The following is a 12,608-nucleotide window of genomic DNA, read 5'->3' on the forward strand; positions in this document are numbered from 1 at the left end:
GATTGGAAATCCTTGTTAGATAATTGGTCAGTCGTAGTTTTTTTTCCGCACAGGAAGGTTTACTTCCTATCGGGATAAAAGACTTCCGCTAAAGAAGTACCAGCTTCTTCGAAAGGGCTTCGATAGAAGTTTTTTTTAATTATTTGGGACGAAGAAACATAGATTGAGAGTAGGAGTGTAGTACATGTTACTTGAATCAGGTTTTTTTCCCGAGCAAAAGGCACGCTTGCAAAAATCGAAGACGTGGGCAGTTCTTCTCTGTATTTGCTACTTTCTGCAGATCATCTGTCAATTCGCGACGATCCGCTTCTCCCTGGATGAGAACGGGAGGTGGGTGGCTGCGACAGAAGCGGAGCCGACGCCATGGATCAGCTTTTGCTTGATGGGAACGATCCTGCTTAGTCTCCTGCTCGCCATCGGTTTTGTCGCCGCCCTTCTCTACGATCGATCCCGGCTCGGCCGGAGAATCGGTCCGCCTGTTGTTACCGGGATGGATGTGCTCCATGCGATCGCCTGGCTGCAGATTCTCAACAACATCATGCTGCTCTTCTACGCCTTTTCTTACAGTTATCCGCTGTTTCAGCCAGGAACGGTCGGAAGCCTGATAGAATCGGCTTCGCTGCAGTGGTTTATTCTGTTGATCGCCGGATGCATGTTTTATTGGCGGCCAGCGGCACTTGGACTGACGCGGGTGGTCAGACCGGGCCGCATGCTGCTCACAGTCATTGTCGTCTTTGTATGTATACTGCTGTTTCTCGACCTGGTATTGACAAAGCCGGTTGCCGACTTGTTTAACCTCGCGCTGACATCCGAGCGGGAGGAAGGGATCCAGGGCGAGATCGTCCAAGCCAAGGCGAACAACTGGCTGACTGGGCTGCTGCCTTTTGTGATCATCGGCATGGCTGTACCTTTTGCCGAGGAGATTTTTTTTCGCGGCATCATTCAGACGTACTTGGTAAGACGCTGGGGTGCTGTCTGGGGGATTCTCCTCTCCAGCTTCTGGTTTGCACTCGTGCATGTCGATGTAGCATTGTTTCTGCCGCTGTTCGCAATTGGCCTGGCGCTGGGAATCATCAGGCATCGCTTTCAATCGATCTGGGGTTCGGTGATGCTGCACAGTTTAAACAATACCGCGAGCGTCTTTTTCTACTTTTTGTAAGGGGTGAGGTTTCATGGTCACTTGGTTTTCCAGGAAAAGGGTTTCCCTTCCGGAAAAAAGCGAATGGGGGAATCTGCAGGACGCGGTGGAACAGGCAAAAAAACAGTGGCAAATGGCAGAACACGCGATGAGAAACACGGAGGAAGAGGAGGAAATCGACGATGCGATTTACTATCTGTTGTTGACAGAGAAGCGGTATATGTATTTATTGGACAGGGCCCGCGCAGAGTATTCTTATAGCGGGCGGCAGGAGGGCGGAGCATGACGATTGGTTGGATCATTGCCATTGTCGTTGTAGGTTTGCTGCTAGTGGTTACAGCCAGCCACTCGATGGCGGGGCCCCTCAGATGGATTGGACTGGCAGCTTTAAACGTGGTCATTGGCGCCGTCCTGTTGTTCTTCGGCAATCTGATCGGGGAGATCGTCGGCTTTCATGTGCCGATTAATCCCGTAACGGCTCTGCTGGTGGGATTTCTGCGGGTGCCGGGACTGCTTGCGCTCGTTGCGATTAAGATGTACATCGTGTGAAACCAACAGGAGGGAGGCAGCGGGAGGTGGATGAAGACAAGCTTACGCTGATCTACTACGGTGAACCGAACAGCGGTTGTGCTGAGCTAAGGAGGCGGGGCTTCCGCCTGTTGTCCAGCGGCGAAGCGGCCCGGGCAGGGGACCTGCAGATAGATGGACACCTGCTTCTGCAAGCAGAAGATGCCGATAAAGTACGCCGTCTTCCCGTTCACAGCGATACCCGATCGCTCGTCCTCCTGTATGGCGACCGGGTCAGGCACGATCTGGCCGATCAGCTAAACGATCGGAATGGCCATCTGTATGAATCGGTCCGCCTGCTGTTGTTTGAGCATGACAACCGGGCCGTCATCGGCGGGATGGCGGGGAGTGCCTGGATCGGTCGCCTGCGGCGGCTGCTGGCCCGCCAAGGCATGATTTCTCTGGTTTGCCGCGGCGTTGAGGTGGATGAAATCGCTCGTCATCTGCCGATTTATCTCGAGTGGAAGCATCGTTTTTACCAGCTGATGGGCACGGAATGCGACCGCTCGGGTGCCAGGCTGTCAGTAGTGGCTCAGGCCCTTGGAATGGACAAGCGGGTGGGGCAAGGATGGCTTGCGCCGACCTGCCGGCTTCCTATCGGCTGCGCTGCCCAGGAGACAGAAAACTGGCTGCACCAGCAGTGGCAGGTCGTACTGCAAAAAACGAACGTAGAAGTGATCGCTTTTTGGGGACAGGTCTCCTCTGCATGGACCAAACTTCTGAATATCACTCAGGGAAAACAGGTGAGGCTGTACATCCCTGCCGGAGCAGGGAAGACGAACGTTGCAGGCAACGGCTGGCAATTTTTCGACAGCCCGCTGGATACGCTGCAGCAGGCTGATGTATTGCTGATTACCGATGCCGATCAGCGAATTCGCGAAGCAGCGCTGGAGGAAATCACCAGGAGGATGCGTTCTCCAATCGTGCTTGACGCTTGTTCCTGCTACCCCCTTGCGGAGGCGGAGGCAGCGGGGCTGGCCTATCGCACATATGGCCAAAACACGAACATTTGGAATGGAGCTGCTTATAATAGGGTATAATGGTTGGTAGTTCAAGGAAAAAGGTGGGCATGACAATGGATAGACCCCTCCAGCGTTGCATTGTCTGCGGGGAGGAACGGACGGTAGGCATTGCCATCTGGGATCAGTTCATCTGCCACCCTTGTGAGCAAGAGATGGTCAAAACGGATGTACTGGACGAAAAATACCCTTTCTTCATTAAGCAAATGAGACGTATTTGGTTAAAGGAGAACGCGTAAATCCCTACGTGAAGCGACGCTACCCAAAAGCGGCATCCGCGAAAAAGCTGGTGCCCTTTTTGCATTCACAAGCCAAACCGTGTCCCTGCATGGTACAATACATGTATCAGGATGACGTAAGGGATGTGGATCGGATGCTTCAGAATCATCACTCCTTCTGGGAACGGCAAAAACGCGTTCCGCTGTTCGAGGCGTTAACCCGTCATGCCATGCGGGACCCGCATCCGTTTCACGTACCCGGCCACAAGATGGGCAGAAGCTTCGACCGCGGTGGCAGGGAATGGTATGGCCCTATTCTGCCGCTGGATTTGACCGAATTGAGCGGCCTGGACGATCTGCATCAGCCGGAAGGCGCCATTCGCGAGGCCCAGGCTTTGGCTGCCGAAGCGTACGGCGCCGAGGAGACCAGATTTCTCGTCGGGGGCAGTACAGCGGGCAATATCGCCTTGATCCTGACTGCATGCAAGCCGGGGGAAAAAATCATAGTCCAGCGAAATTGCCATAAATCAGTCTACAATGGAATTCTGCTGGCGAGGGCCAAGCCGGTTTTTGTCGTTCCAGCCGTAGACCCGGTTACAGGGGCAGCGGTTGGTCTGCGGCGTGAGGACGTAGAGCGGACGCTGATGGAGCACCCCGATGCCAAGGCGGTGTTCATCACGAATCCAACGTATTACGGAATGGGCATCGACCTGAAGAAGCTGGTTTCGATTGTCCATCGCTTTGGGGTACCGCTCTTGGTGGATGAGGCCCACGGCAGTCATTACGGTTTTCACCCCGACTTGCCTGCATCTGCCATGCAGTCAGGGGCGGATGCTGCCGTACAGTCAACGCATAAAATGTCGACTGCGATGACGATGTCCTCCATGCTGCACGTGCAAGGCAATCGCTTGAATCGGGATCGCCTGTTTCGCATACTGGCGATGATACAGTCATCAAGCCCCTCATATCCGTTGATGGCTTCACTTGACCTGGCGCGCCGTCATATGGTGGTAGCAGGGAGAAAAGAAATGGATCAGGTGCTGCCCTGTTTGCAGCAATTTCGCGAACGGGTATCAACCCTCTCCTGGGTAACCCTGCCCGCCGTCACTGAAGAAAGCGTGTATGCCACGCTGGATCCGTTTAAACTGATGCTGTGTTTCAGGACAAGGGCCATCACAGGATTCCAATTGCAAGGAGAGTTGGAAGCGCAGGGGATTTTTCCTGAATTGGCTGAATTAGGTCATGTCCTGCTGGCTGCGTCAACAGGAACTTTAGCAGAGGATGTCGAATTGGTATGGAATACCCTGCATGCCCGATCTCCGCTATATGATGATGGGGCAAAAAACGCCTCTGCTGCCGGGATGCTGGCATCCCATTTCACCCGCGAGCAGGCGATGCCGATGTACGAGGCGGCCGATGCGGACGCACAGTCTGTGCCGTTGAGCGAGGCGATCGGCGCGGTTGCCGCAGAAATGGTGATCCCGTACCCGCCTGGCATTCCGCTGCTCGTACCGGGAGAGCGGATTGACCAGCAGGCGATCAGCTTATTGCAAAAGCTGAAGGAGAGCGGAACGCGGTTCCACGGGGTAAAAGATCCACAATTGAACGAGATCCAAATCGTACTGGGGAGGAACCGTTGGTGAGCGGTTTGTTCATAACCTTTGAAGGACCGGACGGAGCGGGAAAGACAACACAGGTGCACAACCTTGCAGAGGTTATGCAGAGCAAAGGCTACGACGTGCTTGTGACACGCGAACCGGGCGGTACCGACATTGGAGATAAAATCAGAGAACTTGTGCTAAACCCGAAGCACAAGGAGATGTTCGATCATACGGAAGTGCTGTTGTATGCGGCTTCCCGAGCCCAACACGTCAAAGAAAAAATCATGCCCGCCCTGCAAAGCGGGAAGATCGTCATTTGTGACCGCTTTGTTGACGCGAGCATTGCTTACCAGGGGTACGGACTGGGCTTTCCGATCGAGACCGTTGAATCCATCAACCGATTTGCCACTGCCGGACTTGTTCCGGATCGCACGTACATGCTTGACCTTTCTGTGCAAGAGGCGCAGGTTCGTCTGAGACAACGGGAGGGGCTGGATCGGATTGAACGAAGGGGAGCTGACTACCACGAGCGGGTGCGTGCGGGATTTGCCGAGATCGCCAAACGGCATCCGGAACGCGTTCGCGTGGTTGCGGCCAATCGGCCGATTGAGCAGGTTTCCCAGGAGATTGCCCGCGATATGTTAAATTGGCTTCACCGCCTAACATAAAACCAAGTAGAAAGGATGGGATACGATGAAAATGGTAATCGCCGTTGTGCAGGATAAGGATAGTGGGCGCCTGTCACAATTACTGGTTAAAAAAGGGTTCCGGGCGACGAAATTGGCGAGTACAGGCGGCTTTTTGCGGGCCGGCAATACGACTTTTCTCATCGGTACCGCGGATGAGAACGTACCGGAAGTGATTGAGTTGATTCGCCAAAGCTGTAAATCCCGTCAACAGATGGTGACCCCCGTATCCCCGCTGGGAAGCGCTGTGGATTCCTTTCTGCCGTATCCCTTGGAAGTGCAGGTGGGAGGAGCCGCCGTATTCGTGCTTGATGTAGAGCAATTCCATTCGTTTTAAAACCACGAAATGAGAACGGGGTGTGGAGATGAAAATCGGCGAGGGATTGCGTGCGCCGCTCGGCGTAACCAAAGGAGCAGATGCAAGAAAAAACCTGCAAACAGACCGTGCACGGTTTGGAGACATACTCAAAAACGAAGGGCAGCGGCTGTCGGATGAACGCTTGACGACGCTGTTAAACGAAATTGACAAGCAGGGCCAAATCCTCGCCCGCTCCCGTTCTGTACACGATTTTTACGCGTACAAAAACATGGTAAAACGCTTTATGGAAGAAGCGGTCCGGTTTGGGGTGGCGCTTTCGGACCGGCGCAGCACCAATCGGCGCGGCCGAAGCCGATTGTACAAGATTCTGAAGGAAGTTGATTCGCGGTTGACTCAGTTGGCCGACGACCTGCTTGCCGAGCAGGCGCCGATGATCGATCTGTTGGCGCGAATCGGTGAAATTCGCGGGATGTTGATTAATCTGTACTTTTAGGTGGATGTCATGAGTTGGGAGAAATTTACTGAGCAGCCGCGTGTCGCGGAGATATTGTCCCGGAGCTTGCGCCATGACCGCCTGGCCCATGCTTACCTGTTTACCGGACCAAGAGGCGTCGGGAAAAAGCAAATGGCGATTCATCTGACGAAATCCCTGTTGTGTACCCGATTCGAGGCGGATGCCTGTGATGAATGCCTCAACTGCCGCCGGATCAACTCCGGCAACCATCCGGATGTGTATACGATATCTCCCGAGGGAGAGTCGATTAAAATCGATCAGGTGCGGTCTCTGCAAAAAGAGATGACGATGCGTTCGTTGGAGTCCCCGCACAAGGTGTACATTTTGGAGCACATCGACAAGATGACGTTGCAGGCGGCCAACAGCCTGTTGAAGTTTCTCGAGGAGCCTCCCGCCGGCGTGATCGCGCTGCTGCTGACAGAAAACAGCCACGCGATTTTGCCGACGATCGTCTCCCGGTGCCAGGTGATCCCGTTTTCACCTCTCTCGGCCAGCGAGCTGGTTCGCCGGCTTGCCGCGGAAGGCATTCCGGCAGGGGTGGCCAGTGTCGCTTCCCAAATTACGTCGCATTTGGATGAAGCCAGGGAAATAAGCCAGTCAGATGGATTTGCACAGCTTCGAAGCATAGTGATACAATTGACTAAGGAAATAAAGCAGCGCAGTTCTTCTGCGTTGTTTACCATACACGAACAGTTTTTGAAAAACGATCGATTAAAAGAAGAACTATCACTCTTTTTAGACTTGCTCATCCTTTGGCTGCGGGATATCCTTTATGTGCAAGTAGGCCGGCATGCGCAATTGATTAACAGCGACCAAAGGGATGTGCTTGAGGGACAAGCCCTACAATGGACGCAAGGTGAATTGTTGCACGGGATCGGCCTGACAATGGATACAAGAAGTCGAATAGGACGGAACGCTAATCCGCAGTTGGCGTTGGAGCGGCTAGTTCTTCAACTCCAGGAGGGATTATGAGTGTACGAGGTAGTAGGTGTCCGCTTTAAAAAAGCGGGAAAGATATACTACTTTGACCCTGAGCAACTACCCGTCGACAAAGATAAACACGTGATCGTAGAGACCGCTCGCGGGATTGAATATGGGAAAGTAGTGATTGGCCGCAAAACCGTAAACGATTCGGACGTTGTCCTCCCGTTAAAGAAGGTCATTCGCGTCGCCGACGAAAGCGACGCCGCGCAGGTAGACGAGAACAAGCGGGCTGCCAAAAACGCCTTCAAAATCTGCCAGACAAAGATTCAAGAGCATCAACTGGACATGAAGCTGGTGGATGTCGAGTACACATTTGACCGCAACAAAATCATCTTTTACTTTACGGCGGACGGGCGTGTGGACTTCCGCGAATTGGTGAAGGATCTGGCATCCGTATTTCGCACGCGGATCGAATTGCGGCAAATCGGCGTCAGGGACGAAGCGAAAATGCTGGGAGGGATCGGTCCCTGCGGCCGATTGCTTTGCTGCTCAACCTTTCTCGGCGACTTTGAACCGGTCTCGATCAAAATGGCCAAGGATCAAAGTCTGTCGCTGAATCCAGCTAAAATATCAGGTCTGTGCGGACGACTGATGTGCTGTCTGAAGTACGAAAACGACCTGTACGAAAGCGCAAAAGAAGATTTGCCTGATATTGGGACACCTGTGGTCACACCGATGGGTGAAGGCAAGGTGGTCAGTGTCAACATCCTTGATCGGTACGTACAAGTGGATCTTACAGAGGCGGAACGCGTGATGGAATTTAGCCTCGATGAGATTGTGACAGCGCATATGGCGGCTGAATAAAGGGCTTATGCAGGGCATGGGCAGCGGGATGGGGTGGTTTTGTGGATAAACAACAAATCTTCATAAAGATAGGAAGTATAGAAGAGAGAATTGGTGAATTGTACCAGGAAATCGGGGAACTGAAAGATGTCATTGTCAGCCTGATGGAGGAAAATGGCCAATTGCTTGTTGAAAACCAGCATCTGCGCAACCGACTGACTGCCAAACCGCTAGAACCTGTACCTGCCGCAAAGCCTGCTGTGTTGAAGGAAAGGTTGCCGGAGAGAAAACAGCGAATCGTAGGAGAAGGCTACGATAATCTCGCCCGCTTGTATGCGGAAGGTTTTCACATATGCAATGTTCATTACGGAAGTTTGCGCAAGGAAGGCGACTGCCTGTTCTGCCTATCATTTTTGAACGGTGCTGCTCAAAAATAAAAAAGCGACCTAATCCAATCCGGAATGGGTCGCTTTTCCCCTTACAGAAGGAGTACAAAGCGAATGCCAGAAAGAAACGTTTCGCTTTATGAAACAGAGCGAATTGACGACTTGCTCACCCATAATCTGAGGATCATCCAAAGCCATGAAGTGTTCTGCTTTTCGATGGATGCCGTGCTGCTCAGCCGGTTTGCTTCTTTGCCCAAGCGGGGAAAAGTAATGGACCTGTGCACGGGGAACGGAGCGATTCCGCTCATCATGAGCACGCGCTCCCCGGAGGCTGTGTTCACAGGCCTGGAGATTCAGGAACGGCTGTTTGACATGGCTCGGCGCAGCGTAGCACTCAACGGTTTGGAAGAGCGGATCAAGATCTGCCATGGCGATGTTAAAGAAGCGCCCCAGCTGTTTGGTTACGGACAATTCGACCTGGTAACCTGCAACCCTCCTTACATGCCGGCGGCAAGCGGTGAAACGAACAGCCGCAGCCATTTTGCCATCGCCCGGCACGAAATCCTGCTTACGCTGGAGGATGTCATTCGCGTCAGCAGCCAGCTTGTCAAAAATGGCGGAAAGGTAGCCTTGGTGCACCGGGCCAGTCGGCTGATTGACATCTTGTCCCTGATGCGCCAGTATGGTATCGAGCCGAAGCGGATGCGGCTCGTACACCCCAGGCGCGACGCCGAACCGAACATGGTGCTGATCGAGGGCATGCGCGGCGGAAAACCGGAGCTGCGGATTCAACCGCCGTTGATTGTGTACGAGCAAGGGGAAGAATACTGTGAAGAACTGTACGAAATTTACTTCGGCAAGCGGGATTCCCTCGCATAAAGGCCACTTTGTCTACATCCTGCGCTGCGGGGACGGCTCTCTGTACACGGGCTATACGACCGAACTGCCGCGGCGGATAGCGGAGCATAACGCCGGGAAAGGGGCAAAGTACACGCGCGGCCGCGGTCCGGTGCAGCTCGTCTACATGGAAGAAGGCGCGAGCCGTTCGTGGGGCCAGCAGCGCGAGGAGGAGATCAAGCGGCTGACGCGTGCCAAAAAAGAACGCCTGATTGAAGCGGGAGCCAAGTGTTTGGCGGAAGGGGGCAGGGCGGGAGATGAATGTTCAACAGAGCTTTACCGGTGATGCAGGAGGCGTTTTGTACCTCGTCGCCACGCCTATCGGCAACCTGGATGATATCACGGTCAGATCGCTGTCGACCCTTCGCGAGGCCGACGTCATCGCCTGCGAGGATACGCGCCAGACGCGTAAGCTGCTCGCGCATTTTCAAATTGAGAAACGCACGGTTAGTTATCATGAACACAACAAAGAGGCGAGCGGAGCGGGACTTTTGCAGTGGTTGGCGGAGGGAAAGAAGATCGCTCTTGTAAGTGACGCAGGTCTGCCGGCAATCTCGGATCCGGGGGCGGATCTGGTAAAAGCGGCGGTGGCGGCCGGTTTTGCGGTCGTGCCGGTACCGGGCGCAAATGCGGCGCTGACCGCGCTGATCGCTTCCGGTCTGCCTACGGAACGATTCGTCTTTTGCGGCTTCCTGCCGCGTGACAAGAAGCCGCGTCTGGCAGAACTGCAGCGGGTGAAAAAGTACCAGGAAACCCTGCTCTTTTACGAAGCGCCCCACCGGATTCTGAAAACCCTGGAGGCCATGCGCGAGGTTCTAGGGGACCGGCAAGCTGTCTTGGCCCGGGAGTTGACCAAGCGTTACGAGGAGTTTGTCCGCGGTACGCTGACAGAATTGATCGACTGGCTGGAGGCCGGGGAGATTCGCGGCGAATTTTGCATTGTTGTGCATGGTTGTGATGAAGCTGACGAGACATGCGGGACTGAGCCGGATGCCGCCTGGTGGCAGGAGATGACACTTGCCGAGCATGTCGATCACTACCTGGGCCAAGGGATGACGATGAAAGAGGCGATGAAGCAGACGGCGCAAGAGCGCGGGTTATCAAAGCGCGATGTGTACAACGAGTACCATCGGCAGATTTAGCTGATTTATGGAGTGTGCCTGACAACATGGGATAAAGAGATCACAGACAGAAGAAATGGGGAGAAGAAACGAGATGAAAAAATGGATACCGACGATCCTGGCCTGCCTCATTTTCTTGCCAGGCTACGGTGCAGCGTTCGCAGAAGAGAAACCAAATCCGCCCATAAAGCTTGATGTGGATGAAGACGGAAAAACGGACTTTCTGATAACGGTAGAAGGGTGGTCCCGCTTCACCCCGCCCAAAGTCGAGCAGAAGGAATACCAGCAGGCGACCTACACCACGTATACATACGAGGATGAAGGGGGACAAACCAAATTTACCTTGACGTTGGTCAAGACAGCGAAAAACGATGTGCTGTTTTTTGGGAATCAGCAGCAGTCGGAAAAGCCGGTGACGACTTATATGACGGTGCAGATCAACGATCCTTACATCTCCCACCAATACTTGATTCCCGAGGACGGAGAAAATTACAAGGGACAATGGCAGGGGTGGTATTCGGAAGCCAAGTCTGCGCCGATGCCGATCAGACCGGTATACGCGCAAGGCAGCAAGCTGAATGGCCGGATTGGCTCGATTGACCTGTATACGCCGCAGGGAGACACTGTGATTAAACTAGTGGGGAATATTCCGGTTAACCGGATTAAAAATGAGAAGGACACCCGCTATCAGTTCCAGCTGCCCGGAAAACAACAGGAGGCGTCGCAAACCTGGGGCATCTTGTCGACCCGCCCGCTGATCCAAAATGCCATACCAGAGGCGGCCAAACTGGCGCAGCAGATGGATAAAGACACGTTCCGCAAGCTTGGCGTAGACGGTTTGTACGAGACCACGCCGCTTACCTACTTTCCGTCCTCGCCGGATTCCTATTACCGTAATCCGGCCAATATTACCGGACTGCGCCATGTATTTGACTCCAATCAGGCCCAGTACGGCGGCTTGACCTATGCGATGGTAACTCACCTGGCCTATGTGGCGGTGCAGAACCAGAACGAACAGGGCTACTGGGAGACAGCTCCCCGTTCCAACTGGCTCTTTCAAGACTATCAGATCGACAGCCATTACTTCGACAATCGCCGCAATGCCGACAATGCTACCTTTTTACTGCGGTACAATCGGATGTATCCCGATCCGGTTATCCAACAGGCGCTGGAAAAATGGGAATCCTTCCTGTACAAGTACATTGACAAGACCAGTCTGCAGACCGAAAACGGCGGATACCTTTTGTCTGATTATGTCGATGCATCCATGGAGCATGTCTCCCATACGGCGCTAAATCATCACATTGCGATCCTCAACTACCTGTTGGAGAGCAACCTGTATGCGCCAAACGATGAGAAGCGCGAATACATCGACCTGCTGCAGCGAGGCATCGAGGATACGCAGGATTTGTGGATCAAGCCGAACTCGGATTTGTACTACGCCCTGTACCGGGATCTGACACCGCACGCCTACCCCGATTACTACAGCCTGACGCTGGAAGATATGATTCTTACCCAGGCGCTGCTCAGGCAAAATAACTTGCCGGAAAACGAAGCAATAAAAAGATTGATGGACGCCAAACGGAGCTGGATGGATGCACAGCAGGCACAGCAGCGGACCGTAACCAACCAACAGTAATCGAACAAACGAAGAGGCAGCCTGAATGAATCAGGCTGCCTCTTTACTGTTGTCCGAAGCTTAGCGGTTTTGCGAAACAGGCATTTCGGAGATGCAGTCACGGCAAATGATTTTGCCTTTAAAGTAAGTCACTTGGTCAGCGTTGCCGCAGAAAATGCAGGCAGGCTCGTACTTTTTCAGGATAATCCGTTCACCGTCCACGTAGATTTCCAAAGCGTCCTTTTCAGCGATTCCCAGGGTGCGGCGCAATTCAATCGGAATCACTACTCTTCCAAGTTCATCTACTTTTCTTACAATACCTGTTGATTTCATGATAGGTACGTCTCCTCTCTCATAGCAAAAATTGTCCGTTTATTTCTGTAATTTGATTTTAATCGCCATGATTCGACAAAATCATTGTGTCTTTTATCATACCAATGATACCAAAAGGTGTCAATCTCTTTTTGACATTTCCTTGCATTGATGGATGCTATTTTCACTAAAATACTTCAAGTTTCCAGGTAAATAACCTATTTATATGATATTAATGTAAATAATAGTCAATCCTCCGCCCGTTAATTTTCATTTTTTACATTTTTGTGGTATGTTGACAATTGGAAATGGTTCTCTTGGTAAATTGATCGATAAGACGTTTTTTGTCGAATAAGATTTGTCAAAATTACGGAAACGCTTGCCTGTCTTGACAGTAGGTTTAGGAGAGGTTAACCTTGTATACAATAGGATTATTGATGAATGA

The 12,608-nt window shown here is 52.8% G+C and carries 17 protein-coding genes and 1 other annotated feature (1 of these 18 running past the window's edge); of the genes, 16 read left to right on the plus strand and 1 reads right to left on the minus strand.

Going from position 1 to position 12,608, the window contains the following annotated elements; all coding sequences use genetic code 11:
• Positions 1-184 precede the first annotated feature (184 nt).
• The 16 genes from ACI7RC_RS25475 (at position 185) to ACI7RC_RS25550 (ending at position 11,872) form a co-directional block, all read left to right on the plus strand.
• Positions 185-1,159 (plus strand): CPBP family intramembrane glutamic endopeptidase, encoded by a 975-nt coding sequence (locus ACI7RC_RS25475; RefSeq protein ID WP_408110993.1) that lies wholly within the window; start codon positions 185-187, stop codon positions 1,157-1,159.
• A gap of 13 nt (positions 1,160-1,172) precedes the next feature.
• Positions 1,173-1,424, plus strand: a complete 252-nt coding sequence (locus tag ACI7RC_RS25480; protein WP_408110994.1) for a DUF2508 family protein — start codon at positions 1,173-1,175, stop codon at positions 1,422-1,424.
• On the plus strand, positions 1,421-1,687 hold the full coding sequence (locus ACI7RC_RS25485; protein WP_408110995.1) for a pro-sigmaK processing inhibitor BofA family protein: 267 nt from the start codon (positions 1,421-1,423) through the stop codon (positions 1,685-1,687). Before ACI7RC_RS25480 ends, ACI7RC_RS25485 begins: the two co-directional genes overlap by 4 nt.
• A 26-nt stretch (positions 1,688-1,713) precedes the next feature.
• Positions 1,714-2,745: a Rossmann-fold NAD(P)-binding domain-containing protein gene (locus ACI7RC_RS25490; RefSeq protein ID WP_408110996.1), complete on the plus strand. Its 1,032-nt coding sequence runs from the start codon at positions 1,714-1,716 to the stop codon at positions 2,743-2,745.
• Positions 2,746-2,780: 35 nt separating this feature from the next.
• On the plus strand, positions 2,781-2,963 hold the full coding sequence (locus ACI7RC_RS25495; RefSeq protein ID WP_408110997.1) for a sigma factor G inhibitor Gin: 183 nt from the start codon (positions 2,781-2,783) through the stop codon (positions 2,961-2,963).
• Between the two features lie 134 nt (positions 2,964-3,097).
• Complete coding sequence (locus ACI7RC_RS25500; RefSeq protein WP_408110998.1) at positions 3,098-4,585, plus strand: aminotransferase class I/II-fold pyridoxal phosphate-dependent enzyme; 1,488 nt, start codon at positions 3,098-3,100, stop codon at positions 4,583-4,585.
• Complete coding sequence (tmk, locus tag ACI7RC_RS25505) at positions 4,582-5,211, plus strand: dTMP kinase (RefSeq protein ID WP_019123187.1); 630 nt, start codon at positions 4,582-4,584, stop codon at positions 5,209-5,211. Before ACI7RC_RS25500 ends, tmk begins: the two co-directional genes overlap by 4 nt.
• A 25-nt stretch (positions 5,212-5,236) precedes the next feature.
• Positions 5,237-5,566, plus strand: a complete 330-nt coding sequence (locus ACI7RC_RS25510) for a cyclic-di-AMP receptor (protein WP_019123186.1) — start codon at positions 5,237-5,239, stop codon at positions 5,564-5,566.
• Between the two features lie 28 nt (positions 5,567-5,594).
• Positions 5,595-6,041, plus strand: a complete 447-nt coding sequence (locus tag ACI7RC_RS25515) for a YaaR family protein (RefSeq protein ID WP_019123185.1) — start codon at positions 5,595-5,597, stop codon at positions 6,039-6,041.
• Between the two features lie 9 nt (positions 6,042-6,050).
• A complete protein-coding gene (gene holB, locus ACI7RC_RS25520) occupies positions 6,051-7,034 on the plus strand; it encodes a DNA polymerase III subunit delta' (protein ID WP_019123184.1) in 984 nt (327 codons plus the stop codon).
• Positions 7,035-7,850: a PSP1 domain-containing protein gene (locus tag ACI7RC_RS25525; protein ID WP_019123183.1), complete on the plus strand. Its 816-nt coding sequence runs from the start codon at positions 7,035-7,037 to the stop codon at positions 7,848-7,850. It begins immediately after the preceding gene.
• Between the two features lie 41 nt (positions 7,851-7,891).
• Positions 7,892-8,266, plus strand: a complete 375-nt coding sequence (gene yabA / locus ACI7RC_RS25530; protein WP_026074591.1) for a DNA replication initiation control protein YabA — start codon at positions 7,892-7,894, stop codon at positions 8,264-8,266.
• Between the two features lie 63 nt (positions 8,267-8,329).
• Positions 8,330-9,094, plus strand: coding sequence for a tRNA1(Val) (adenine(37)-N6)-methyltransferase (locus tag ACI7RC_RS25535; RefSeq protein WP_019123181.1), 765 nt, complete (start codon positions 8,330-8,332; stop codon positions 9,092-9,094).
• Entirely contained in the window at positions 9,045-9,398 is a 354-nt protein-coding gene (locus ACI7RC_RS25540; RefSeq protein ID WP_019123180.1) for a GIY-YIG nuclease family protein, read from the plus strand. The genes ACI7RC_RS25535 and ACI7RC_RS25540 overlap by 50 nt, the downstream gene beginning before the upstream one ends.
• On the plus strand, positions 9,370-10,254 hold the full coding sequence (gene rsmI / locus ACI7RC_RS25545) for a 16S rRNA (cytidine(1402)-2'-O)-methyltransferase (RefSeq protein WP_408110999.1): 885 nt from the start codon (positions 9,370-9,372) through the stop codon (positions 10,252-10,254). The genes ACI7RC_RS25540 and rsmI overlap by 29 nt, the downstream gene beginning before the upstream one ends.
• Before the next feature lie 73 nt (positions 10,255-10,327).
• Positions 10,328-11,872, plus strand: coding sequence for a hypothetical protein (locus tag ACI7RC_RS25550; protein ID WP_408111000.1), 1,545 nt, complete (start codon positions 10,328-10,330; stop codon positions 11,870-11,872).
• A gap of 60 nt (positions 11,873-11,932) precedes the next feature.
• Here ACI7RC_RS25550 and ACI7RC_RS25555 read toward each other — a convergent pair whose 3' ends face one another.
• Positions 11,933-12,184 carry an AbrB/MazE/SpoVT family DNA-binding domain-containing protein gene (locus ACI7RC_RS25555; protein WP_019123177.1) on the minus strand — a complete coding sequence of 84 codons (252 nt, stop codon included), beginning with the start codon at positions 12,182-12,184 and terminating at the stop codon, positions 11,933-11,935.
• A gap of 421 nt (positions 12,185-12,605) precedes the next feature.
• Positions 12,606-12,608: a binding site (T-box leader), on the plus strand; it runs 258 nt beyond the window's last position.

The sequence above is a fragment of the Brevibacillus sp. B_LB10_24 genome, assembly GCF_046036945.1.
Taxonomy (GTDB): Bacteria; Bacillota; Bacilli; order Brevibacillales; family Brevibacillaceae; genus Brevibacillus_C.